General features: G+C 45.3%; 18 protein-coding genes, 5 tRNA genes and 1 riboswitch. Of the genes, 13 read left to right on the top strand and 10 right to left on the bottom strand.

Going from position 1 to position 23,886, the window contains the following annotated elements:
- The first annotated feature begins 286 nt into the window (after nt 1-286).
- The 4 genes from D1Z90_RS08810 (at nt 287) to D1Z90_RS08795 (ending at nt 8,436) form a co-directional block, all read left to right on the top strand.
- Nucleotides 287-1,483: an acetate kinase gene (locus D1Z90_RS08810; protein ID WP_119910382.1), complete on the top strand. Its 1,197-nt coding sequence runs from the start codon at nt 287-289 to the stop codon at nt 1,481-1,483.
- Between the two features lie 63 nt (nt 1,484-1,546).
- Nucleotides 1,547-3,691, top strand: a complete 2,145-nt coding sequence (gene pta, locus D1Z90_RS08805; protein ID WP_119910381.1) for a phosphate acetyltransferase — start codon at nt 1,547-1,549, stop codon at nt 3,689-3,691.
- Nucleotides 3,692-4,030: 339 nt separating this feature from the next.
- A complete protein-coding gene (locus D1Z90_RS08800; protein WP_119910380.1) occupies nt 4,031-5,341 on the top strand; it encodes an efflux RND transporter periplasmic adaptor subunit in 1,311 nt (436 codons plus the stop codon).
- Nucleotides 5,338-8,436, top strand: coding sequence for an efflux RND transporter permease subunit (locus D1Z90_RS08795; RefSeq protein ID WP_119910379.1), 3,099 nt, complete (start codon nt 5,338-5,340; stop codon nt 8,434-8,436). Before D1Z90_RS08800 ends, D1Z90_RS08795 begins: the two co-directional genes overlap by 4 nt.
- 52 nt (nt 8,437-8,488) lie before the next feature.
- Here D1Z90_RS08795 and D1Z90_RS08790 read toward each other — a convergent pair whose 3' ends face one another.
- Both D1Z90_RS08790 and D1Z90_RS08785 read right to left on the bottom strand, forming a co-directional pair.
- The gene (locus D1Z90_RS08790; protein WP_119910378.1) at nt 8,489-9,127 is read right to left on the bottom strand and encodes a MarC family protein; all 639 of its coding nucleotides are present in this window, start codon (nt 9,125-9,127) and stop codon (nt 8,489-8,491) included.
- Nucleotides 9,128-9,188: 61 nt separating this feature from the next.
- Nucleotides 9,189-9,818, bottom strand: a complete 630-nt coding sequence (locus D1Z90_RS08785) for a DUF2913 family protein (protein ID WP_198419085.1) — start codon at nt 9,816-9,818, stop codon at nt 9,189-9,191.
- A gap of 176 nt (nt 9,819-9,994) precedes the next feature.
- Between D1Z90_RS08785 and fghA the strand changes: the two genes are divergently transcribed.
- Nucleotides 9,995-10,843, top strand: coding sequence for an S-formylglutathione hydrolase (gene fghA, locus D1Z90_RS08780; protein WP_198419084.1), 849 nt, complete (start codon nt 9,995-9,997; stop codon nt 10,841-10,843).
- Between the two features lie 34 nt (nt 10,844-10,877).
- On the opposite strand, the gene D1Z90_RS08775 is transcribed toward fghA, so the two are convergent.
- The 7 genes from D1Z90_RS08775 to rlmKL all read right to left on the bottom strand — a co-directional run bounded on the left by D1Z90_RS08775 (nt 10,878) and on the right by rlmKL (nt 19,467).
- Entirely contained in the window at nt 10,878-11,132 is a 255-nt protein-coding gene (locus D1Z90_RS08775; RefSeq protein WP_119910377.1) for a TIGR03643 family protein, read from the bottom strand.
- 151 nt (nt 11,133-11,283) lie between these two features.
- Nucleotides 11,284-12,162, bottom strand: coding sequence for a tetratricopeptide repeat protein (locus D1Z90_RS08770; protein WP_119910376.1), 879 nt, complete (start codon nt 12,160-12,162; stop codon nt 11,284-11,286).
- Entirely contained in the window at nt 12,162-13,076 is a 915-nt protein-coding gene (locus D1Z90_RS08765) for a tetratricopeptide repeat protein (protein WP_119910375.1), read from the bottom strand. The genes D1Z90_RS08770 and D1Z90_RS08765 overlap by 1 nt, the downstream gene beginning before the upstream one ends.
- A 288-nt stretch (nt 13,077-13,364) precedes the next feature.
- Nucleotides 13,365-15,215 carry a DUF3466 family protein gene (locus D1Z90_RS08760; RefSeq protein WP_158587091.1) on the bottom strand — a complete coding sequence of 617 codons (1,851 nt, stop codon included), beginning with the start codon at nt 15,213-15,215 and terminating at the stop codon, nt 13,365-13,367.
- Between the two features lie 14 nt (nt 15,216-15,229).
- A complete protein-coding gene (uup, locus tag D1Z90_RS08755; protein ID WP_119910373.1) occupies nt 15,230-17,128 on the bottom strand; it encodes an ATP-binding cassette ATPase Uup in 1,899 nt (632 codons plus the stop codon).
- A 6-nt stretch (nt 17,129-17,134) separates the two neighbouring features.
- On the bottom strand, nt 17,135-17,353 hold the full coding sequence (locus D1Z90_RS08750; protein ID WP_119910372.1) for a glutaredoxin family protein: 219 nt from the start codon (nt 17,351-17,353) through the stop codon (nt 17,135-17,137).
- Nucleotides 17,344-19,467 (bottom strand): bifunctional 23S rRNA (guanine(2069)-N(7))-methyltransferase RlmK/23S rRNA (guanine(2445)-N(2))-methyltransferase RlmL, encoded by a 2,124-nt coding sequence (gene rlmKL / locus D1Z90_RS08745; RefSeq protein ID WP_119910371.1) that lies wholly within the window; start codon nt 19,465-19,467, stop codon nt 17,344-17,346. Before rlmKL ends, D1Z90_RS08750 begins: the two co-directional genes overlap by 10 nt.
- Nucleotides 19,468-19,682: 215 nt before the next feature.
- Between rlmKL and D1Z90_RS08740 the strand changes: the two genes are divergently transcribed.
- The 5 genes from D1Z90_RS08740 (at nt 19,683) to D1Z90_RS08720 (ending at nt 20,172) form a co-directional block, all read left to right on the top strand.
- Nucleotides 19,683-19,759, top strand: a tRNA-Met gene (locus D1Z90_RS08740).
- Nucleotides 19,760-19,779: 20 nt separating this feature from the next.
- Nucleotides 19,780-19,856, top strand: a tRNA-Met gene (locus D1Z90_RS08735).
- A 43-nt stretch (nt 19,857-19,899) separates the two neighbouring features.
- A tRNA-Met gene (locus D1Z90_RS08730) sits at nt 19,900-19,976 on the top strand.
- Nucleotides 19,977-19,997: 21 nt separating this feature from the next.
- Nucleotides 19,998-20,074, top strand: a tRNA-Met gene (locus D1Z90_RS08725).
- A gap of 21 nt (nt 20,075-20,095) precedes the next feature.
- A tRNA-Met gene (locus tag D1Z90_RS08720) sits at nt 20,096-20,172 on the top strand.
- A gap of 38 nt (nt 20,173-20,210) precedes the next feature.
- Here D1Z90_RS08720 and D1Z90_RS08715 read toward each other — a convergent pair.
- A complete protein-coding gene (locus D1Z90_RS08715) occupies nt 20,211-20,972 on the bottom strand; it encodes a helix-turn-helix domain-containing protein (protein ID WP_158587090.1) in 762 nt (253 codons plus the stop codon).
- A 124-nt stretch (nt 20,973-21,096) separates the two neighbouring features.
- Here D1Z90_RS08715 and D1Z90_RS08710 point away from each other — a divergent pair, with 124 nt between their 5' ends.
- From D1Z90_RS08710 to D1Z90_RS08700, 3 genes are all read left to right on the top strand, one after another.
- A complete protein-coding gene (locus D1Z90_RS08710; protein ID WP_119910369.1) occupies nt 21,097-21,963 on the top strand; it encodes a YncE family protein in 867 nt (288 codons plus the stop codon).
- Between the two features lie 68 nt (nt 21,964-22,031).
- Nucleotides 22,032-22,094, top strand: a riboswitch (Fluoride riboswitch).
- Nucleotides 22,095-22,166: 72 nt separating this feature from the next.
- The gene (locus tag D1Z90_RS08705; RefSeq protein WP_119910368.1) at nt 22,167-22,859 is read left to right on the top strand and encodes an iron-sulfur cluster assembly scaffold protein; all 693 of its coding nucleotides are present in this window, start codon (nt 22,167-22,169) and stop codon (nt 22,857-22,859) included.
- 12 nt (nt 22,860-22,871) lie between these two features.
- Nucleotides 22,872-23,870, top strand: a complete 999-nt coding sequence (locus tag D1Z90_RS08700; RefSeq protein ID WP_119910367.1) for a GGGtGRT protein — start codon at nt 22,872-22,874, stop codon at nt 23,868-23,870.
- The last annotated feature ends 16 nt before the right edge of the window (nt 23,871-23,886 follow it).

Raw genomic sequence — 23,886 nt, 5'->3', positions numbered from 1 at the left:
TCACCCGTGATTTGCTAGAAAATTGATTTTAATTAACATCACACTAGGTTCACTTTGTTATTTTCTTACATTAGCTGTATTCTTATTACACTTAACTCGCAATACGATTACCAGACGTTAACACCTGGCAATGAGAATTGTGAAGTTGCAGGACGTAACAGGTTTTTACCTATTCACAGCACTAGCTAAGTTATCGGCTAGTATTAAGGATACATTAAGCCGAGTGATTGCCATAGTCTGTTTACGCGATCACTTGTAATCAAAATGTTATTTTTAGGACTTTTGCATGAACAAACTCGTTCTCGTTCTTAATTGTGGTAGCTCTTCTCTAAAATTTGCGGTACTTAATGCTGATAACGGCGACGAGTATATTTCTGGCCTAGCTGAATGTTTCAACCTCGAAGAAGCGCGCATCAAGTGGAAACTTGATGGCGAAAAAGAAGAAGCTTCTTTGGGTGCCTTCTCTGCACACCGCGAAGCCATCGAATTTATTGTTGCTAAAATCTTATCGAAAAAGCCAGAGCTTCTTGAGAGTCTGATTGCCGTTGGTCACCGCGTGGTGCACGGCGGAGAAAAATTCACTAAATCAGTATTAATTGACGAATCTGTCGTACAAGGTATTCAAGCATGCGCGGCGCTTGCACCATTGCATAACCCAGCGCACCTAATCGGTATTCGTGCGGCACAATCTGCTTTCCCATCGCTGCCACAAGTCGCAGTTTTTGATACCGCGTTCCATCAGACCATGCCAGAGTCGTCATATTTATACGCCTTGCCTTATAAACTTTACCGCGAGCACGGTATTCGCCGTTACGGCATGCACGGCACCAGTCATCTATTTGTGAGTCAGCAAGCCGCCGCGGCGCTTAATAAACCAATAGAAGAGACCAACGTGATCACCGCGCACTTAGGAAACGGTGCCAGCATTTGTGCCGTTAAAGGCGGTAAAAGTGTTGATACCAGCATGGGCTTAACCCCCCTTGAAGGCTTGGTAATGGGCACTCGCTCTGGTGATATTGACCCTAGCATTATTCAACACATGGTTAATAAACTGGGTTACACCCTAGACGAAGTTAATAATGTGTTGAATAAACAAAGTGGTTTGATGGGTATTTCTGAGGTTTCAAGTGATTGCCGCGCCATTGAAAAAGGTTACGCGGAAGGTCACAAAGGCTGCACCTTAGCGTTGGAAATTTTCTGTTACCGTTTAGCTAAATATATCGCTTCTTACGCCGTTCCTTTAGGTCGTATTGACGCCCTGGTTTTCACAGGCGGCATCGGTGAAAACTCCAATTCCATTCGCGAGAAGGTGCTTAACCACTTAAGCATTTTTGGTTATCAAGTGGATGAAGAGAAAAACTTGAGCGCGCGTTTTGGCGGTGAAGGCATCATCACTCAAGAAGGCTCACCCATTTCTATGGTTATCGCTACTAATGAAGAGTGGGTCATCGCTAAGGATTCAGCAAGCTTAGTGCAAGGCTAATTGCGCAAAATTGATGGGGAGCTTGCTCCCCTTTTTTGAACTCAAAATAAAAGAGGTACTAGAGTGTCTCGTACAATAATGCTTATTCCTATTGGCTCAGGTGTTGGTGTCACTTCAGTCAGTCTTGGCATGGTTCGCGCCATGGAACGCCACGGTGTCGTGGTGAATTTTTTCAAACCAATTGCACAACCAAAATCCGGTGATACCGGCCCTGAGCGTAGTACAACGATTATTCGTAACGCTACCAACATACTGCCGCCTGAGCCTTTTACCATGCAGTATGCTGAAAACCTTATTTCCAGTAACCAGACTTCAGATTTACTAGAAGAAGTGGTCGCCCGTTTTAAAACCGGCACCTCTGAAGCTGACGTTGTCGTCGTTGAAGGTTTAGTGCCAACGATCAAACATCCGTTTGCCAATGAATTAAACTACCAAATTGCTAAAGCCATTGGTGCCGAAATGGTATTTGTCACGCACCCAAGTAACGACTCTAGTCAACAGTTAAAAGAGCGTATCGAAATTGCGGTATCAGCTTTTGGTGGCCATAAGAATACGCGTATCATCGGCTGTATCATCAATAAAGTAGGAGCGCCCCTTGATGATCAAGACCGTACTCGACCAGATCTTACTGAAATGTTTGAAATGCCGAGTTCGAAAACCAATACCAACCTAGAAGTGTTGCAAATGTTTGGCAAAAGCCCGCTGCGCATTCTAGGTTGCATTCCTTGGAACCCAAGTTTAGTGGCGCCAAGAGCAAGAGACTTAGCCGAGCACCTTGATGCCATCATCATCAACAAAGGTGACATGGATACTCGCCGTCTGCAAAGCGTCACTTTCTGTGCTCGCTCTATACCCAACATGGTTGAGCACTTCAAACCGGGGTCGATGTTGGTTACATCGGGCGATCGCAGCGACGTGATCGTATCGGCTTGCTTGGCTTCGATGAATGGTGTCAAAATTGGTTGCCTACTGCTAACCGGTAACTACCGACCTGAGCCACAAGTGATGCGTTTGTGTGAACGCGCGATGGAAACCACTGGCTTGCCGATCATGATGATATCAACCAATACTTGGCAAACCTCGGTTCGGTTGCAGAGTTTCAATATGGAAATTCCGACAGACGACGCCGAGCGCATTGAGTTAGTTCAAGATTACGTGGCCGGTCATGTTGATAAGCACTGGATTGAAACACTGACCCAAGGCTCTACTTTGCCACGTAAATTGTCACCACCAGCGTTCCGTTATCACCTTACTGAGTTGGCTCGCGCTGTTAACCGCCGAATTGTGCTACCTGAAGGTGATGAACCTCGCACCGTAAAAGCTGCTTCACTGTGTGTACAACGCGGTATCGCAACTCCTATCCTGCTCGGTAATCCAGATAAAATACAACTTGTTGCTGAACAACAAGGGGTGAAGTTGACTGAAGGCGTGGTAATTATTGACCCCGTTACGGTGCGCGAAAAATACGTGGCACCTATGGTAGAGCTTCGCAAAGGCAAAGGACTCACTGAAGTAGTCGCGAGAGAGCAATTACAAGATAACGTGGTACTTGGCACCATGATGTTGGCACAAGACGAAGTCGACGGCTTGGTCTCTGGGGCGGTTCACACTACGGCAAATACAATTCGTCCGCCGCTACAATTGATTAAAACTGCGCCAGGCGCGAACTTGGTTTCGTCCATCTTCTTTATGTTACTGCCTGACCAAGTATTAGTTTACGGTGACTGTGCCATCAACCCTGATCCTAACGCTGAACAGTTGGCAGACATCGCCATCCAGTCAGCTGATTCAGCAGCTGCGTTTGGCATAGAGCCAAAAGTGGCGATGATCAGTTACTCTACCGGTTCATCGGGCTCAGGCTCAGATGTAGAGAAAGTGCGTGAAGCAACCAAAATCGCGCAAGAGCGCCGCCCTGACTTAATTATTGATGGGCCGTTACAATACGACGCAGCGATCATGGAAAACGTGGCTAAGAGTAAAGCGCCAGATAGCCCTGTGGCAGGTAAAGCAACCGTTTTCATTTTCCCAGATTTGAACACAGGTAACACTACTTACAAGGCTGTTCAACGAAGTGCTGAATTGATCAGTATTGGGCCTATGCTGCAAGGCATGAGAAAGCCTGTAAACGATCTGTCTCGTGGCGCACTAGTTGACGATATTGTGTACACCATCGCCTTAACGGCAATACAAGCATCGCAACAACAATAAAATCATTAAGGCCTTGTTTAACAAGGCCTTTTTTTTAACTTCAAATCTATATCTCGCTTTTCACACCTTTTAGCATTAACACCCACAGACTTACCCACAGAATTTGTGAGTAACTTAAATCCTGCATACCTTTTATACACAGATTAATCTACCAAATCTCGTAACTACTATAAATTACACACAGGTTGTGAGAATTTCACTGCTCAAAGCCGTGCCTAAATGCTCGACCATAACTATTCTTGTCCTAAAATCAATTTCCGGCCTTACCGTGTGTGCTAAGTTATTATATGTTATATAGAAACCTGCATGTTAAAACTTACCGATTGAGGCTTATTAGAGATGGATTTCACCCGTAAACGCTTTGCATTTTTTGGCCTACTCGGTGGGATTACTCTACTGCTTTTGGCCATTAAGCTAAAGCCTTCGCCACCCATCTCACCGCAAGCTGAAACGGCAAAGTTGGTAGAAGTTATGCCCCTCGCCCTAACAAACGTCGCCCCCTCAGTTATTGGCTACGGCCGTGTAGCGCCGAAACACCAATGGCAAAGCTTGGCAGAGGTCAGCGGAAAAGTACTTTTTCGTCACCCTCAACTTGAAACGGGTCAATTCCTTCAACAAGGAACCTTAGTGCTCACCATAGATCCGTTAGAGTACGAATTAAAGTTAGCCCAAGCGCAAGCAAATATTCAGTCTAGCCAAGCTCAACTTGAAAAATTGACGCAAGAGCAAACCAACCTTGAAACCAGCTTAGAGATTGAACAACAACAATTGGCATTGGTGGCGCAAGAATACCGAAGGAAAAAAACCCTGAAACAAAAAGGCCTGGTTTCAAATTCAGAATTTGAGAGCCAAAAGCAAACGTTACTGGGAACACAAAAAGCTGTGCAGGATCTACAAAGTGCGCTGGCACTGCTGCCAGGGGATCGCGCGGTGGCAAAAGCTCAAATTAACCTTCATCAAGCGCAGCTTGAAGACGCTAAAAGGCAGCTGGCTAATACTCAAATTGTGCTTCCATTTGACGCTAGGATTGCAGAGGTAGAGGTGGAAACGTCCCAGGCGGTCAGTGTGGGAAATTTACTTTTTTCTGCCCATCAACTTGGCGCGGTAGAGATAAAAGCGGAAGTTTCTTTACAAGACACACACGATCTTATTGCCAGCATGTCAAAAGTTCCCACTAATAATCAATTGCCTGACGTCACCCAGTTCAATTTTAAAGCTGAGGTAGCAATGCGGGCAGGCAACCAAGATTATGTCTGGCCTGCTAAGGTGACGCGTATCGCCGATACTATCAACCCGGATCAAGCAACCGTTGGTTTTTTCCTCGAAGTGACACAAGCTTACCGACAAATAGATCCCCACCTTAAACCTCCCTTATCGAAAGGCATGTTTGTAATCGCTACTATTGAAGGACACGCAAGCCAGCAGCTTGAGATCCCTGAGCGGGCTTTACACGGTGATAAAATCTACTTAATGGATAAACACGATCAGTTGGTCATCCGACCAGTAAAAGTGTTGTTTCGCTCTTCAAAAGGCGTCGTTATTTCAACAACACATGCCCCACAAGAACGGCTCATTTTGAATGACTTGATCCCCGCTGTTCCCGGAATGGCCCTGAAGACAGTAAATAATAACGAGGAAGGCGGCGAATGATACGGTTTTTTACACGTCATCCCACCATCGCCAACTTACTTATGTTAGCGTTTTTTGTGCTGGGGGCTTCCACCATGGGCACCATAAAACGAGAAACATTTCCAGAGTTCTCTCCCCCCTATATTATCGCATCTGTGGTGTACCCGGGTGCATCTCCGGCTGAAGCAGAAGAAAGTTTGTGCTTAAGGATGGAAGATGCGGTCGACGGTTTAAGTAATATAGAAGAAACCAAATGTAAAGCCAGTGAAGGCATGGCGTCATTAATAGTAAAAATGAGTGAGCAAGCCGATATAGGCCGTGCATTAGTCGACATACAAACTGAAATCAACAGCATCAACGATTTTCCCGCTGAGATTGAGCCGCCAACGGTGAAAGAGCTAGACTGGGCTGAACCCGTCGTCGACATCGCCATTGCTGCAGATGCCAGCTGGCCAGACTTAAAAGCCTATGCAGAAGATGTTAAAAGACGACTAAAGATTGATGCCGGCGTCAGTCTGGTAAGCATCAGTGGCTTTTCAGACCATCAGCTCAGGGTCGAGGTTAATCAAAGCGATTTAAGGCGCCTTAATCTAACTATCAATGACATAGCTGACAAATTGGGGCGGCAAAATGTGAAAATGCCAGCCGGCAATATCGAGCTGGCTGACAAAAATCTGTTGCTACGATTTGATGAGCGAAAAGTCACGCCTAGCGATCTTGGCCGCACCATAGTCTCCTCCCACCCAGATGGCGGCGTCGTACGTTTGCGAGACATAGCAACCATCACAGACATGTTTGAAATAGAAGAAGAGCAAATTCTTTTTAACGGCTTACCCGCCGCGATCATCAACATTAAGAAAAATAAAGCCGATGACGCCTTGCGGATAAAAGCCAAGGTCATCGATTTTATTGAAGCAGAAAGGCTCAGTGCTCCTGCGGGCATCACTTTAACGTTAACCAACGATATGTCATCTTTGCTGCAAGACCGTCTCACTATGCTTCTCAATAATGGCTGGCAAGGCATCATTCTAGTATTTGCCAGTATGTGGCTATTTTTCTCGTTACGATACTCCTTCTGGGTATCTGCAGGCTTGCCCGTGGCTTTTATGGGCGGGTTGTTTTTAATGAGTGTACTGGGCATTTCCATCAATATCATGACCCTAGTGGGGCTATTAATGGCAATCGGCATTATGATGGATGATGCCATTGTTATCGCGGAGTCCATCGCTGCCCATATTGAAAAAGGCCTCAAGGTTGATGACGCTGTGGTAGCAGGGGTGAAAAAGGTGGCGCCGGGCGTTATCTCGTCGTTTCTAACCACTATCTTTATTTTTGGCAGTTTATTATGGCTTGACGGTCAAATGGGCCAAGTTTTGTCGGCCGTGCCTTTGGTGCTTATATTAGTACTGAGCATCAGTTTGATTGAAGCTTTTTTGATCTTACCTAATCACCTCAGTCACTCTTTAAAAAAAACCGGCTCTGCTCATCCGCACCCGTTTAAACTGGCTTTCCTTAAGCGGTTTGAACATTTTCAAAATGTAACCCTGCTTAACATGGTGACGGTGGTGGTCCGCCACAGGTATTTAAGCATTGGCGCTACTTTTGGCTTATTGTTTGCCTCGGTTGCGCTCGTGGCCGGTGGTGCGGTTAAATTTGTGCCGTTTCCAGAATTAGACGGAGATATTGCAGAAGCGAGGGTCATATTGGCGCCTGGGGCAACACTTGAACAAACGCAAACAGTTACCGCAACAATTATCGCCAGTGCCAAACGCGTAGCAAAACAGTTGAGCCAATCTAATAATGAACCTAGTCCGTTGCTGCGTGATATTACCGCCCATTATAATTTTAATGCTGACGCTGGTGAATCAGGCCCTCATATCGCAACAGTGAGATTGGATTTACTCTCAGCTGAAATTAGGCAAACTTTAATCAACGATTTTATCGCAGCGTGGCGGGATGAAACGGGTGAGCTCAGCATGCCAATCTCTTTGGTTTTCAAACAACCTGCTATGGGGCCAGCCGGTCGTGACATAGAGGTGCGCTTGCAACATGACGACTTACAGCAAGTTAAGCGAGCCTCCCTCGCCTTACAACAATATCTTGCACAATTTAACGGTGTAAACGGCATCCTTGATGACATGCGCCCAGGCAAAGAAGAAGTCAGTATTAGCTTAAAACCCGGCGCCGAAAATTATGGTGTCGACGGCCAGATGATTGCCAGTCAACTACGAGCCGCATATTTTGGTCAAACTGCAGATGAAATCCAAGTAGGTCCGGAGAACATTGAAATCCAAGTTCAGCTAAATGAACGCCAAGCTGGCGACATGCAAACATTGGCTAACTTTCCAATTATGCTGCCAGAAGGTCAACAAATCCCTCTTAATGCGGTGGCTAATTTGGCGTATGAGCGTGCCTTTGTTCAGATCCAACGGATTGACGGGTTAAGAACCGTCACTGTGATGGCTGATGTTGATAACCATATCGCTAATGGTGCTGAAATCCTCACTAAGGTTCGCCGTGACTTCTTGCCACAGCTTATTACACAGATTCCCGGCCTGCGAATAGACTACGAAGGTGCAGCAAAAGAAACAGAAAAAACCGGGGCGTCATTACAAAAAGGATTTACCATAGGTTTATTTGGTTTGTTTGCCATTCTTAGCTTTCAGTTTAGAAGTTATTTAGAGCCTACTGTGGTGATGCTGGCGATCCCTTTAGCTTTAATAGGCGTGTTTTGGGGTCATCTATTGACCGGGCATAACCTGTCTATGCCTTCCATCTTGGGGTTCATTTCTTTGGCCGGCATCGTCGTCAATGACTCGATATTATTGGTTCAGTATATTCGCCATCACGTTGATATTGGCGATAACGTTCAAGAAGCGGTCATTAAAGCCAGTCGAGATAGATTCCGCGCCGTATTCTTAACCTCGCTCACCACCGCGGCAGGACTCTTGCCTTTATTACTAGAAACCAGCTTACAAGCACAAGTGGTTAAGCCTATCGTTATTTCCATTGTGTTTGGCATCTTTAGTTCTACTTTACTGGTACTGTTTATTATTCCAAGTGCTTACGCCGCATTGGCAGATTATAACTTAGTGCATAAACATAAAGCGCTTTGACAGTGATTGAGCGCCAGGGAAGCAGCTACTTCCCTGGCCGAGTTTGGCCTTGTTAGCCGACGCCTTTGGCTAGTATCGGAAAGGCGCCTATCAAACCATCAATCAACATTTGAATGCCTATCACGGCCAAAATGAGGCCCATTAATTTGGTGATCATATTCATCAGACTCTCGCCCAGTAAAGACACTAAGCGCTCACCAAAGATGAAGGCAAAGTAGGTCACAATACATAAAAGAGCAAACGCACCGATCGTTAATAACATTTCACTGACACCACCATGGGCAGAAAAGCTCATGGCGGTAGCGATGGTACCAGGGCCTGCTAGAATGGGCATGGCCAACGGTGAAATTGCAATGCTCAAGTTGGTGCCCTGTTCATCGCAATTGTCTTGTTGTACTTTTGAGCTTTCTCCATGCAACATGTGAAAACCAATGAGCGCCACTAAAATGCCGCCCGTTACCCGAAACGCGGGTAAGCTAATACCAAAAAGCTCAAACACCATTTTCCCTGCCACTGAAAAAATGGCGATCAATACTAGCGCCACAAATACTGAGCGTAAGGCAACTTGTCGTTTACTTTTGTGGTCTAAGCCTGCCGTTAGCCCTAAGAAGATGGGCGCATTTGCTATTGGGTTCATGATGGCAAAAAAGCCCATAAACACCGTTGCCCCATGTACTAGAAATTCGTTCATCTGTGCTCCCCTTTATAAATTGATATAAGTATATAAAGGGAAATAGTTTTTGCCGATTTTGTTAGATAATTTCCGGGACTTTCGGGCCTTCATTATGGGGGAAGATTCGATATTCTCCGTGGTATTTTACTTTGGATTTGTAATCGCTGGTCTTAAATAAAAGTAAGCCACGATGGGCAGCTTGTTGGACCAATTCAGGTACCGGCCCTCTTACGTACAACACTAATGGCTCAACAAGGTTTGAGGATAGTGCTTGTTCAAGGTTATTTCGGCAAATCACAAGCGAAGCTTGTCCTGCGGTAAAGTGGGTTACCTTTCGATCGACAGCATGCTCAGACACAACTTGCCAACCTTGGTCGGCTAAGTCGTCGAGCAAGGCCTCAATGCGTTCGCGGCTAATGGGTGAATCATTGCTAACTAAACCTGGATGTTGGTAGGTTGCAAGAATCGATTGAAATTGCTTTTTTAACTCGGCTTTTGTCCCTTGGCTACGGGCCTGTTTCTGCCACCCCAGTAGATATTTGGCAATGCTACTGGCAAACCGTTGTTGTTTTATCGCGCGGGTTAACCACACGGCTAAATAATGGCCTTCACTAACGGGCGTTGCTGAAACCTTACCTTGTTGCTGAGCTTGAATTAAGTCAGCCAAAGCAGTTTCGACAAATGTCAGCATATCTTTTTGAAAACTCACGTTGTTCTCTGTCACTAGTTATTGAACGCATATCATACAAATATTCGATAAGGTTGCCAGTTTTGGGAGCGATTTTTGTTTATTACGTCTAAGGTTGTTGCATAAAGTGAGTATCCGGCGATTTGCTGCTGGAGCTAATAAATCACCTATTCATGCTTGAGGCTGTAGGACTAACGATGACAGAACTTTTGACTTTACTTAAAGATCAGGCTTGCTTTGGTGGACGCCAGCAAACCTATAGCCATCATGCTCATACGCTCAGCTGCGATATGCAATTCGCCGTATTTTTACCTCCTAAAATCCAATTATCGCCTGCTCCTGTCATCTACTGGTTAACAGCATCCATTAACCCTCGGATAAGCTTGGCGGCTCAAGCTGGTATACAGCGGATTGCAGCGGATCTCGGCATCGTGATCGTGATGCCGGATAACCGCCCAAGAGGGGCTCAGGTGCCAGATTTACCTGAGGACTCACTTGATCTTGAGGCAGGGTTTTATCTTAATGCCACCCAAAGCCCTTGGTCTTCTCATTACAAAATGTATGACTATATACATCAAGAATTACCCACTCTTATCAAAGATTACTTCAATGTCACTGGTAAGCAGTCTTTAATGGGACATGCAATGGGAGGTCATGGTGCGCTTACCATTGCCATTAAGCACCCCAGTGATTATTGCTCAGTGTCTGCGTTCGCCCCTATGTGTCATCCCAGTAAACACCCATGGTGCCAAAAGGTATTGAGCCAGTTTTTGGGTTCCCGTGACATTGCTTGGCTTAATTATGATGCGGTAGAATTGTTGAAAAATAACCCAGCTTCTGTTCACAAGCTGCCAATCTTGATAGATCAGGGGGACCAAGACGCCTTGTATCCTCTGCAGCTTGGTACCGATGCGCTTATTAATGTGTGTAAACAGTTTGATATCAAGGCGCAAATTAACATCCAGACAGGTTACGACCACAGTCTTTACTTCGTTGCATCTTTTATAGAAAGCCACTTACGCTTTCATTACGCCGCTCTCAATTAACCGTGAAATAACAACATATAAATAGTTCAAACCGTTATTTATGCTTGTATTGTGTCGCACAGTGACTTCGATTGACGCTTTTATCGCGAAGCGAAAGGTGTTTAGTTTTTCGACCGCGATGGCGTTGGCGCCAGCGTTTGAAGGCTCTTAAGCTCAATTGATTACGCATTAAGCGGACCAACTGTGGCTCTGTTATGTCAAAATTATAGGCGATAGCCTCGAACGGCGTTCTGTCTTCCCACGCCATTTCGATGACCCGACTGATGTCTTGCTCTGTGAGTTGATGCATGTTTACCCCCAAAATGAGATAAACGTGTCTGACTATGATTGAGGATCAGTCATAAAAGGTTTAGTTCTTCAATGGCGACCCAAAGTCGTAAGTTGGTTGGCACTCTTTAAATCTTTGCCTGTTGCTACAATTTTTAATTTAAGTCTATCGACTATAAAATATATTCTTGGCTCAACTCTGTCAGTACCTTTTTTGCTGCCGTCATTTGCCCTGGGCTAAGGGCGCGTTTCATCTCATTTAGTTGGCGGTTTTTCTGCCTTTGTTCAAATCCAGAAAGTTGCTGATGCGCTAGGCTAGCCCAAGCAAAACCTAACACAGTATCCGGTGTCTGCCCGAGCCCTTGATACTTCATTACTCCTAATGAAAATTGCGCTTGAACATTGCCGGAATGTGCAGCTTGTTGCAGGTAAATCATAGCTTGAGTATAGTCTTGATTAATGCCTTGACCATAAAGCAACATTTCACCTAGCCGCAATTGCGCTTTGTCATAACCTTGCTCAGCCGCTTTAAGAAATAAATCAAAAGCAAGTTGACTATCTTGCGGCAAAAAATCACCATTTTGATACGCCATCGCGAGCTGATACTGGGCCGGCGCGAGTCCCGCATCGGCTCCTAATTGATACCAATATAACGCATGGGCGTTTGATCTTTCCACGCCTGCGGCAAAATTATAACGATCCGCTAAAGCGACAAAAGCGGGAGCGTAATTGGCCTTCGCCGCTTTCAAGCACCAAGAAAAAGCACTGCCAGCATTGAGGTTGACGTCATTACACAACTGATAGGTCGCTTCAATATCGCCTTTATCAGCCAATTGAGTGAGCCAAAATTGACGCTGTAATATGGTAGACGATTGGTGTTGGTAAAGCTTAGCCATTTGACGCATGGCTTTAATGTCGTGATTTTGTGCCTGCTGGTAACTTTCTGACATGGTGAAATCTAACGCTGATGCGCTCGGAAGCATAATAGCTGCCGAACATAAAGCCGCGATAAAGACCTTAAGCGAATGCCATTGAAAAGGTTGTTTATTCATTAAAACGTGGCTCCGTTATCTGGCACAGTATACTGCTCAATATAACGCTCAGTAAGGGGCAAGATGCGCTGTAGCTGATTCATATTAATGCCTGATAGCTCAGGAGTATTTTGACTATTTTGTTGAACGACCGATTGCCAAACATACGCCATCACCGGGTCATGATCCGTGTCTGATAATAAATCCGCCAGGGCTTGTTGGGCTTTGGGGTGCCATTGCTTAGCGGCCGTGGTATATAAGAACTGTAATTCATCGACTTCATTAGGCATCATAAAGTCAATGTCAGATTGCTCCGCAACGATAGTGGCAATGGCCATCATCGCCGGAGCATGTCCATTTCTCGCCGCTTGATTAAACCAATGCGCAGCTATCGCATCATCCATTAGCTGGCACTCACAGTAACGAAAAATTTGTGCCAATTGATACATGGCATCAACGTTGCCCGACTCGGCAGATTGCTTAAACCAATCTGCGGCTAAACTAAACTGCGCCTTGTCTAAGAATAATTGACCTAATAGATACATGCCTTCGCTGCTGCCATTCATGGCCGCCAATTCAGCCCAGTGCATGGCGTTCTCTTGATCGGAGACGTTGCTGTAACGTTTTAAATAATAATGGGACATTTCGACCTGCGCAGCGACCACGCCTTGGTGAGCCGCACGTTTTAGCCAGAGGTACGCCGCTGGCTTGGCGTCAATTAATAACAAATGTTGACCCAAATCATATTGCGCTTGAGCGTTACCCGCTAACGCACTTTTGTAAATTTCTTTGGTCTGTTCCGGTTTGTGCTGGCTTAGGGTAAGTGGCTCGGCTTGTTGCACATATTCAATTTCTGGCGCCGAAAAAAATATATGGCAATAAAAGCCAAAGATGAATGTCGCCACAAGCAGGCCCAGCTTGGCAAGGTACTTCATAACACTCCATTGCTATCTTGCAGTACTAGGTGGATTTATAACAATTTCTTTGCCATTTAAAAAGCGCAAGCCATGAAAAATCGAAGATAAATGTGGACCAAAACCACAGCCGCATAAAAAAAATGGACTGCAAGCTTAATTTTGACTGAGAAAATAAAAGACAGAGAGGTGAGCCCATACCAAAGAAACAATGATGACTGTTTGGGTAAAGGCTCATTATCGGAAGCATGGAAGCAACCTGGTTAATCAAAAGCCATGGCCCCTCAAACAATTAAGAGGCCAGCAGGTTTAACTTTCCTTGCTAAAACGTCTGTACAACAGAGCAGGAATCATTAACAAGAATAACCAATTGAAATGACCGCCAGAGCGTTTGTAAGGCTTGTCATCTTCTTCCGCTTCGGGCGCTTCAAAACAGTTTACCTGTTCATTAATCCCGCCTGTAGCATTAGGGTTTGGTGTTAGCTTAACAATAATAGGCTGTGCATTAACTAAATTAGCAAAATCTTCTTTGGTCGGGTACTTATACGCAGTCGCTACGATTTGTCCATTTTCACTGATGTCTTTAGCTTCAGAGATTCGAATGTAAGGCACTGTTACTACGCCGCTGTCATTGCGAGAACAAATAAGATCGTCAAGTAACCAGGAATCTTGGGTTAACACATCATGTACAAATGCCGCATGTCGTCTTGGGTTACCATTAACAACAGGTTGTTCTTCACCGGGGGCATCAGCAAAACCAACGACAAGTCCGGAGTTATTAATGGCAGTTGCCTGGCTGCTTGCACCATTTAAATAATCAGATTGGCCTTCCAATCTTTGTTTCTTATTTAAAACCGATTTGTCCTTCAACGGCGTTGTATAAGTATCATTGGTCAAATTGTAAACAAAAAACTCTGATGGACGGTTTCTGCCTTTAATTAGCTCGTAAGCTCGGTTACCAACAACCAAATTACTGTTGTTAATATCTGCAGCCCAAGTATGACGAATATAATCTTTGCGATCATCGTAATCGGTCGAAATATCATATTCTACTTTTTCTAAATATTGAGGCGTTACACCATAACTGCCATTACTAGTTGGTTTTAATACCACTGCGCGTTCACGAGACCCTCGTTCATCGTTGCGATAGTAAAGCGTGGATAACCCGACCGCAATGCCGCTTTCATTACTTGATAATGACACACCGCTATAAATCGTGCCTAACCTGTCATCTCTGTTCTCAATCCAAGCATTCGTTGGATCAGCCACCATAGACTCGCCTTCCAGACTACCGCCTGCACAGCCATTTGTAACGTCCCACACCCATGGCTGTGTATTGAACCCTGGACAATATGTCAGCTGGTTTAAATCGTTTCTGCTATCTTCGTCATTGGTATTAAAGCAACGAGTAAATGCATCATCGTTATTATCTGGGCGGCTCACACTGGCACTGCCAAAAACAAGGGTTTTTATCGTACCATCTTCTGATGTGACCATTCTTACGTCATACGCAGCACTGTAACCACCATTGGTCAGTTCCAGGCTTGGTTTTAACTCACAAAAATCACCGGCGGCGCTTTGATAAAAACCTCGTCTTACGAAGTCACGCACATAGGGAGCAGAAGCACTATAAGGTGCAGAGCCATAACCCGCTATATCACCATTATTATTCACCGCAGTCACAACTTGGTCGGTTGAAAATGAACGGCCTGTGTCAAAGGGCAAATAAGCTTGTGAAGGCTCAGCCATTCCTGCAATCAGATAAGTGAAAAACTGGCTGTCATAGCCATTTTCGTCGGCAAAACTCTGGGCATTTCGCCAGAATTTCAAGCCATTTTCATATGCTGGATTAGACTCGTTATTTGAACCAATCCAATCAGCTTCACACACAGTGGTGTCGAAATAACATTCGCGTTCGTATTGAAACCTTAAACCATAATCATATTGTTTGATGCTAGAACGAGTACTGAACGCACCTATGTAATAACCATCGTCAGAAATTGCTTGGGCAAACGGGCCAAAGTTGGCGTCAATAAAGTCACCGGCTTGGTTGACCTCAACTTCTTCAATTAAATAATACGCCTCCTGGGCGGTGGCCATTGCGGCCGAAGAAAATGTTAAAGCAATAGCACTGGCTAACAATGACTGTTGAAACTTCATTAAAGGCATCCCTTTTATTGTAATTCTTCTAATTCTTCCCAACGGTTAAGCGCATCGTCTAGCGCCTGTTCCTGTTGAGCTAATAATTCTAATTGTGATTGCGTGTAATCGGCAGGCTGACTAAAAAATTCAGCAGAATTAATCTCTTGTTGTAGCCCATCAATTTCTGCCTCAAGTGATTCTAATAATGCAGGCAGTTTTTCGAGTTCAATCTTTTCTTTATAGGTTAACTTACGCGGTTTTTCTGTTTTTTTCGCTACCGCAACAGGCTGACTGACAACTTCCTTGACCTCAGTCGTCGTGTGTCTAGCTTTTCTTGCCTCCATACTGGCTTTTGCATCGGCATAGCCTCCCACTAAGGTTTCAATTTCACCTTCCCCGTGAAATACCCAACTATGGGTGGCAGTGTTATCCACAAAGTGTCGATCATGACTTACCAACAGCAATGTACCTTGGTAATTGGCAAGCAATTCTTCCAAAAGTTCCAAGGTTTCGACATCTAAATCGTTGGTTGGCTCATCTAACACCAATAAATTGCTTGGCTTCAAAAATATTTTGGCCAACAACAAGCGATTTTTTTCGCCGCCAGAAAGTGCCTTAACTGGCGTTCTTGCACGTCGAGGGTGGAACAGGAAGTCTTGTAAGTAGCCGAGTACGTGGCGGCTTCGCCCCCCTACTTCTACTTCTTGCTTGCCTTCTGCCAAATTATCCATGACGGTTTTTTCTGGGTCTAATTTATCACGGTATTGGTCAAAGTAGGCGATTTCTAATTTAGTACCACACTTAAAGTGGCCTTGTTGAGCCTCAAGCTCCCCAAGCATAATTTTGAGTAGGGTACTTTTACCGCAGCCATTTGGGCCAATCAGCGCAATTTTATCGCCGCGTAACACCGTGAAATCAAAATGCTTTAAGATAATTTGATTTTCAAATTCGTAACTTAAATCTTCTGCTTCAAACACAATTTTGCCTGAACGCAATGCTTCATCCACGTTAATTTTGGCTTTGCCCATCACATTAACGCGATCTGAGCGCTCACCACGCATTTTCTTAAGGGCTCTCACGCGCCCTTCATTGCGCGTTCGACGCGCTTTAATGCCTTGGCGGATCCACACTTCTTCTTGTGCCAGTTTGCGGTCAAACTCCGCATTTTGCTCTTCTTCAACCCTGAGCGCTTCTTCTTTACGCTCTAAATATGTTTCATAATCTCCAGGCCAAGAGCTGAGATTACCTCGGTCAATGTCGATAATGCGTGTCGCTAGGCGGCGGATAAATGCCCTATCATGGCTAATAAATACAATACTGCCGGAAAACCCCATCAAGAATTGTTCTAACCATTCTATTGTGGCTACGTCGAGATGGTTGGTCGGCTCGTCGAGAAAGAGTAAATCAGGCTCACTGACAAGCGCTTTTGCCAACGCCACCTTACGTTGCCAGCCTCCAGAGAGTTGATCTAAGCAAATATCAGCCTCGATGTTCAATCGTTCGAGGGTTTGATTAATTTTGCTGTCTAACTGCCAACCGTCGCATTGATCTAACGCTTCTTGTAAGTATTGCATGCGGTTGAGTACTTTATCACTGGGGTTATCACCCAAGCTGGCAGATATGTGGTGGTACTCAGCCACTAACGCGCCAACTTCAGCCATGCCTCCAGCAACATATTCATACGCAGTAACGCCTTCCACTTGAGGAGGATCTTGCTCTAAGCGCGATATTTTAACATCGTTATTTTTAACAATGCGGCCATCATCAAGTTGGATTTGCCCTTCTAATACTTTCAATAAAGTCGACTTGCCTGCACCGTTTCGGCCTACTAAACAGACACGTTCTTTCGGCTCAATGACAAGCTCTGCTTTGTCAAGTAACGGCGTATCGCCAAAGGCCAAGTCGGCTTGTTGTAACGTAATTAATGCCACTGCTAATTATTCCATAAATATTGCGATGGATTCAGCCGAGAACGGCCACCCAAGTTCTTCACCATTGCTTTTAACAATCACCGGAATACGCACGCCAAAACGAGCGACCAAGTCATCGTCAAGTGCGATGTCTACCACGCGATACTCCACCCCTATCTGAGCGAGCAACCTTTTCGCCTGCTCACAGAGGTGACAGCCGTCTGCCGAGTATAAAATTAACGGCACAGAGTTAAAATCCAGCACTGATGAATTTTATCGTTGCGTTTAAAATCTTCAGGAATCGATTGCTTGCTAAAGTCCTGGATCTCAAAGCCTAACTCATTCACAGCATCATGGTCTAACTTAAACCCGCGTTTGTTGTTAGAGAAAACCAACACACCGCCTGTTGTAAGATTTTTACGCGCGTTTTGTAGCAGCTCAACGTGATCACGCTGCACGTCAAACGTGCCTTGCATGCGCTTTGAGTTAGAGAATGTAGGCGGATCGATAAAGATTAAATCATATTGATGCTGACAATGATCCAGCCACTTCAAACAATCTGCTTGCTCAAAGTGATGTGCGCCTTTGATTTTATTTAGTTGAAAATTGCGTTTTGCCCAGTCTATATAGGTATTGGACATATCTACACTAGTGGTGGATGCTGCGCCGCCAAGGGCCGCGTGTACAGAAGCCGAAGCAGTGTAACAAAACAAATTCAAAAAATGTTTACCTTGCGCCAGTTCGCCCAATTTTTTCCGCGTAGGCCTGTGGTCTAAAAACAAGCCGGTGTCTAAATAATCGCTAAGGTTCACTTCAAACAGGGCGTTGTATTCACTCGCGCTAAGGAGTGATTGCTTTTTGTTTAAGGTTTGATATTGGCTTTTGCCTTTTTGTACTTCACGTACTTTCAAAAACAATTTATCTTCAGGAATCTCTAACACATGCCTTGCCGTTGCCACCACGTCTAAAATTCGACGCCGTGCTTTCGCGGGGTCAATGTTCTTAGGCGGCGCGTACTCTTGCACGACCAAATGATCAACATAGAGATCTATCGCCACATTGTACTCTGGCAAGTCAGCATCATAGAGCCTGAAACAATCTACCCCTTCTCGCTTGGCCCACTTGCGTCTTTGCTGCAGATTTTTCTTTAAACGATTGGCGAAATCCGTGGCGTAGATGGCCGGTTTATCGCTGGCCATACTGCGTTCACTGATGCTGTAGTTCTTTAATACACATTCTAATGGCCCATTGAACAACTTGTAGGTCTTGCTTGCCCTTAAGCCAATACAACTGAGCAGTTCGGTGTCGGTCGAAAACAATGATACTTGCCAGCCTGGGAAGCTCTTTTTAAAACGGTTACCCAGATTGGAATATAATTCGATTGCGCCAGTCATCTCCCCCATTCGTTCACCATACGGAGGGTTAGATATGATGTGACCAGTTTGGCCATCGAGGGGATTTCCCAGCTCTGTTGCATCTTTTACACTAAAGGTAATTAAGTCAGCGACACCGGCACGCTGGGCGTTGCTGCGCGCAATCTCGATCAAACGACGGCTTTTGTCATTGGCATAAAAACGCGTGTCAGACTTATTTTCATTGCGCTTATTTTGTACTTGAGCTTGTGCCAGCATGCTGGTCCAAAGTTCAACGTCATGATCCTTCCAATGCTCAAACGCATAACCGTCACGCAGCAGTCCAGGGGCACGGTTTGTCGCCATCAAAGCCGCTTCAATGACCAAGGTGCCAGAGCCACACATAGGATCTAACATATGGGTGTCCGTTTGCCAGCCACTGCGTCTAACAATAGCGGCCGCTAAATTCTCTTTTAACGGCGCGGCACCTGTTTCTGTTTTATAACCTCGATGGTGCAAAGGGCTACCAGCTAAATCAAGGTATACGTGGGCTTTATCTTTAAATAAACGGACGTTGATGCGGACCTGGGAATTACCTTTTTCGACATTAGGCCTATCATCTAGCTTCTTACGAAAACGATCGACAATTGCGTCCTTGACCTTTAATGCCCCGAATTGGGTATTACGGATTTCTTCATTCTTACCCGAAAAGTCAATCGCAAACGTTTTCTTTATATCAAACACGTCTTCCCAAGCAACGTAACTACAGCCAAGGTATAAATCCATTACATCATGTACTTTAAACTCACTTAATCTGAGCAGCACACGTGATGCATAACGAGACCATAAGCACACTTGATAACCTTGCTGCTTGGAGCCAGAAAAGTTAACACCAGAGCGAACGGCTTTTACTTGTTCAATACCGAAAGACTTAAGTTCTTCCTCTACAAGGGGTTCAAGCCCTTGGGCACAAGTAACAAAATAATCATATGAAGTAGTGGTAGACATTCAATTTTCCGATGTTTGATAAAGCTAAGCGGCAGCAACCTGACATGGTTGCGATTGGCGCGCATTATACCTAAAGTCTTGATGTAGGCACAGATAAATCCTAAATGTAGACAAGTTATACGATTTGAATAATAAAACAGCACTCGAAATTTTTATTGTTTAATCTGCTTGCATAAGTCAGATCAAGTCTATAGTATTCGCCGCTCTTAGACGGACGCGGGATGGAGCAGTCTGGTAGCTCGTCGGGCTCATAACCCGAAGGTCGTTGGTTCAAATCCAGCTCCCGCAACCAATCTAAGAACATTTATCAAGCGCGGGATGGAGCAGTCTGGTAGCTCGTCGGGCTCATAACCCGAAGGTCGTTGGTTCAAATCCGGCTCCCGCAACCATTTATGGTTGTAAATACGTTTGATAAATAAGATGAAATTCAGTCGCGGGATGGAGCAGTTTGGTAGCTCGTCGGGCTCATAACCCGAAGGTCGTTGGTTCAAATCCAGCTCCCGCAACCAATTTTATCAATGAATTACAGTCGCGGGGTGGAGCAGTTTGGTAGCTCGTCGGGCTCATAACCCGAAGGTCGTTGGTTCAAATCCAGCCCCCGCAACCAATTCAGCATTACCCTTTCAGTCGCGGGATGGAGCAGTTTGGTAGCTCGTCGGGCTCATAACCCGAAGGTCGTTGGTTCAAATCCAGCTCCCGCAACCATTTCTTTATTGTACATATCTTTTATTCCTCCCAATCCTCTAGCCTTGTTTAAAATCAGGTACTTGGCAAAAATTTCTAATTTCAAATGTTGAAAAAGCCAGTAATAGTTTGTGGCTGTGCAACTCACTCTGATCGTAATACAGTTGGTCCAAACTTGCTTGTTTTTGAAAGTCTCGGTAAACCTCGGCCAAAGCTTGTTCAAATTTCTCCTTAGTTGACTCACTGATTTTTCTCGCTGCGGATTGAAATGCCATGGGTGCGTCGTGATGTTGTTCGATACAGGTCTTAACAAAGCGCTGATTCACACTGATCAATACCCGTTGAAACGGACCAGCCACCGACCATTTTACCGGTCGCGTTATCAGCCACACGAATTCATCTCCCTGACCTAACTTTATCAGTTCAATTTTTTCCAGCTCACGCAAGTACAAATAGCTGTCAGCGGTGCTAATGCCTTGCTCCTGACAAATGGCTGCTACGGAGAAATCATTTAACAGCAGCATAAAAAAAGGCAACAAACCCGGCGTTTTTAATAATGCATGCTCGGCTCGCACCGGCAAACTATCCAATTTTGGTGGCGCTTGTTCCGCCACCGCCAACACATCGGTAAAAGGCACGCCTATGACTTCGCATATTTGCACAATGCGGCTCATTTTACAGTCACGGTCTTGAAATACACGTTTTACCGTCACTTCACTGATACTGAGAGATTCTGCCAGCGTTTTATAAGTGATGCCTTGTTGCTTGAGCACTCGTTGTAACGCATCAAAAATGCCGCATAGGTATTTACTTTGATCCAATTTTGAGCCTAACCCTCTGATTTAGTATCATATTTAATGCACTATTAAACCAAAGCTTGCACCATTTTGATAGCTTTCTAGAGTAGATACCGCGTTTACACTCAATCGATTAGGAAAGGAAGCTATGCAATTATTCAAACAATCGCTGCGATCTATTTTATTTACTGCCACTGTCCTGGCTGCGCCATTAACTATGGCAGCAACAGCGGAGTTATTATGGCAAGTTGACGGTTTTGACCAACCAGAGTCTGTGATAAGCAATAAGCAAGCGACCCGCTTATTTGTCAGTAACATGAACGGAGAAGGTGGTGAAAAAAATGGCTTAGGTTACATCAGCTTGTTAGATCTCCAAGGCAATATACTGCAAAAACAGTGGATCACAGGCCTCAATGCACCAAAAGGCATGGCGATCAGTTGTGATACGCTTTACGTCGCTGATATTGACCATGTTGTCGTCATCAGTATCACAAGCGGTAAAATCATCGACAAAATACCCGTTGATGGTGCGCACTTTCTTAATGATGTTACGGTGGATGCTCGTGGCCACGTTTACATCAGTGATTTAATGGGGGGCACCATCTACAAGTTGAATAACGGCGTTGTTACCCCTTGGTTTAACAACGAACGATTACCCCACCCTAATGGCGTTAGCTGGCACCAAGACCAGCTGATGGTGGCCAGTTGGGGAAAAAACATCAAAGCAGATTTTTCAACCGAACAGAACGGCAGTCTTTACAGGATAGATCCTGTAACTAAAGCCCTAAAGCGGCGATCTGCCAGTGAATACTTAGGCAATTTGGACGGCTTGGCCCATTACCGCCAGGCTCATTACGTCAGCGATTGGATCACAGGCGAAGTATTTGAGTTAAAAGGTAAGCAAATAAACCTGCTGCTACAATTGCCCACAGGTGCTGCAGATATCAGTATTAAAGAGGGAAAATTGTGGGTACCGTTAATGCTTGATGGACAAGTGCAAGGCTACCAACTCTAACATAGGGGTAATCCCTTATTGGTATGATACAAAACCTGACTGGTTTTTTTGCCGTCAGGTTTTATGATATTAATATAGGTGATGGGGTTCCACCTTATAACCGCCATGTGGCTGATGACTCCTGACATATTTCACGATTTTCGTTCGTGTAAGGTCAGGTGTTTGTTGCCCTCTCTTACCGAGCGCACAGGTAAGAGGTATTCATGCAATATTCCACCGAAGTTCAAAATATGTGTCCGCTAGCGCGCGGGCCTCATCACAGCAACGCACCCGTGCCTATCGAAGGCAATTTCATCAATGTTACCCAAGTCAACGACATCTCTGGTGTCACCCATGGCGTTGGCACATGCGCCCCCCAGCAAGGCGCGGCGAAGCTCACAGTGAATGTCAAAGATGGCGTCATAGAAGAGTGTCTTATTGAAACCGTTGGCTGTTCAGGCATGACTCACTCAGCAGCAATGGCGGCGGAAATTTTGACTGGAAAAACCTTACTCGAAGCAATGAACACTGATTTGGTCTGCGACGCCATTAACGTTGCCATGCGGGAGTTATTTCTGCAAATGGCTTACGGGCGAACCCAAACTGCTTTTTCAAAAGGTGGCCTGCCGGTGGGCGCAGGCTTAGAAGATCTCGGTAAAGGCTTGCGCTCACAAATCGGTACCAGTTACGGCACCAAGGCTAAAGGCGTTCGGTATTTAGAACTCGCAGAGGGCTATGTTACGCAACTTGCCTTAGACGAAGACAAAGAAGTGATCGGTTACGAATACGTTCAGCTAGGCCAAATGATGACACTCATTAACCAAGGCCTAGATGCCAATCAAGCCATGGCTCAGTGTAAGAATACATACGGCCGCTTTGACGAAGCAGAAAGCTATATTGACCCACGCCAGTCTTAAGAGGATTACACCATGATTACTTTTGAAAACCAAACACGTCGCATGCCTCAAATACAGGCAGTACTTGATAAATACCAGTTAACAGATTTATCGCAGGCGCGAGCGCTATGTCAAGGTTTTGGCTTTGACCCTTATAGTATCGTCAAAGAAACGCAAACCATTGCTTTTGAAGATGCGGCATGGGCTTACAGCTTAGGCGCAGCAATAGCCATCAAACGGAAACACTTTCGCGCCGAACAAGCCGCGGAGTCGATTGGCGAAGCGTTACAAGCATTTTGCATTCCCGGCTCGGTTGCTCAGCAACGAAAAGTAGGCTTAGGTCATGGCAACTTAGCAGCGCGTTTATTATCCGAACACTCTCAATGCTTTTGCTTTTTGGCAGGCCATGAATCGTTTGCTGCCGCGGAAGGCGCCATCAAAATAGCGCAAAGCGCTAATCGCGTCAGAACCTCCCCACTTCGTGTCATTTTAAATGGCTTAGGCAAAGATGCCGCCTATTTAATTTCCCGCATAAATGGCTTTAACTATGTGCAGACAACCTTTGATTATGAAGCGGGTGAGTTAGCAATCAGCAAACAAAAGCGTTTCAGTAAAGGCGTGAACGGAGAAATCAATTGTTATGGCGCTGATGACGTAATGGAAGGGGTGGCAATCATGCACCATGAACAAGTAGATATTTCTATCACAGGTAACTCAACCAATCCAACCCGGTTCCAGCACCCTGTGGCTGGCACTTACAAAAAAGAACGGCAACTGCTTAACCGCCCTTATTTTTCGGTTGCATCAGGGGGCGGTACCGGCAGAACATTACATCCGGACAATGTCGCAGCAGGTCCAGCAAGTTATGGTATGACCGATACTATGGGCAGAATGCACTGCGATGCTCAATTTGCTGGCTCATCAAGCGTACCTGCTCATGTAGAAATGATGGGGCTTGTCGGTATGGGAAATAACCCTATGGTGGGAGCGAGCGTTGCGGTGGCTGTTGCAGTGGAAAAATCATGTAACTAAATGCAAGCAAGGGCGC

It is taken from the genome of Motilimonas pumila (assembly GCF_003596335.1).
GTDB classification, from domain to species: Bacteria; Pseudomonadota; Gammaproteobacteria; order Enterobacterales; family CBDFNC01; genus Motilimonas; species Motilimonas pumila.
The sequence above is the reverse complement of the archived record's forward strand: the minus strand, read 5'-3'. Positions and strand labels throughout refer to the sequence as shown.

Excerpts from the sequence above, each read along its gene's own strand:
- D1Z90_RS08810 (WP_119910382.1), top strand. The coding sequence starts at position 287 with ATGAACAAACTCGTTCTCGTTCTTAATTGTGGTAGCTCTTCTCTAAAA.
- D1Z90_RS08800 (WP_119910380.1), top strand. The coding sequence starts at position 4,031 with ATGGATTTCACCCGTAAACGCTTTGCATTTTTTGGCCTACTCGGTGGG.
- D1Z90_RS08795 (WP_119910379.1), top strand. The coding sequence starts at position 5,338 with ATGATACGGTTTTTTACACGTCATCCCACCATCGCCAACTTACTTATG.
- D1Z90_RS08790 (WP_119910378.1), bottom strand. The coding sequence starts at position 9,127 with ATGAACGAATTTCTAGTACATGGGGCAACGGTGTTTATGGGCTTTTTT.
- fghA (WP_198419084.1), top strand. The coding sequence starts at position 9,995 with ATGACAGAACTTTTGACTTTACTTAAAGATCAGGCTTGCTTTGGTGGA.
- D1Z90_RS08775 (WP_119910377.1), bottom strand. The coding sequence starts at position 11,132 with ATGCATCAACTCACAGAGCAAGACATCAGTCGGGTCATCGAAATGGCG.
- D1Z90_RS08770 (WP_119910376.1), bottom strand. The coding sequence starts at position 12,162 with ATGAATAAACAACCTTTTCAATGGCATTCGCTTAAGGTCTTTATCGCG.
- D1Z90_RS08765 (WP_119910375.1), bottom strand. The coding sequence starts at position 13,076 with ATGAAGTACCTTGCCAAGCTGGGCCTGCTTGTGGCGACATTCATCTTT.
- D1Z90_RS08760 (WP_158587091.1), bottom strand. The coding sequence starts at position 15,215 with ATGAAGTTTCAACAGTCATTGTTAGCCAGTGCTATTGCTTTAACATTT.
- rlmKL (WP_119910371.1), bottom strand. The coding sequence starts at position 19,467 with ATGTCTACCACTACTTCATATGATTATTTTGTTACTTGTGCCCAAGGG.
- D1Z90_RS08710 (WP_119910369.1), top strand. The coding sequence starts at position 21,097 with ATGCAATTATTCAAACAATCGCTGCGATCTATTTTATTTACTGCCACT.
- D1Z90_RS08705 (WP_119910368.1), top strand. The coding sequence starts at position 22,167 with ATGCAATATTCCACCGAAGTTCAAAATATGTGTCCGCTAGCGCGCGGG.
- D1Z90_RS08700 (WP_119910367.1), top strand. The coding sequence starts at position 22,872 with ATGATTACTTTTGAAAACCAAACACGTCGCATGCCTCAAATACAGGCA.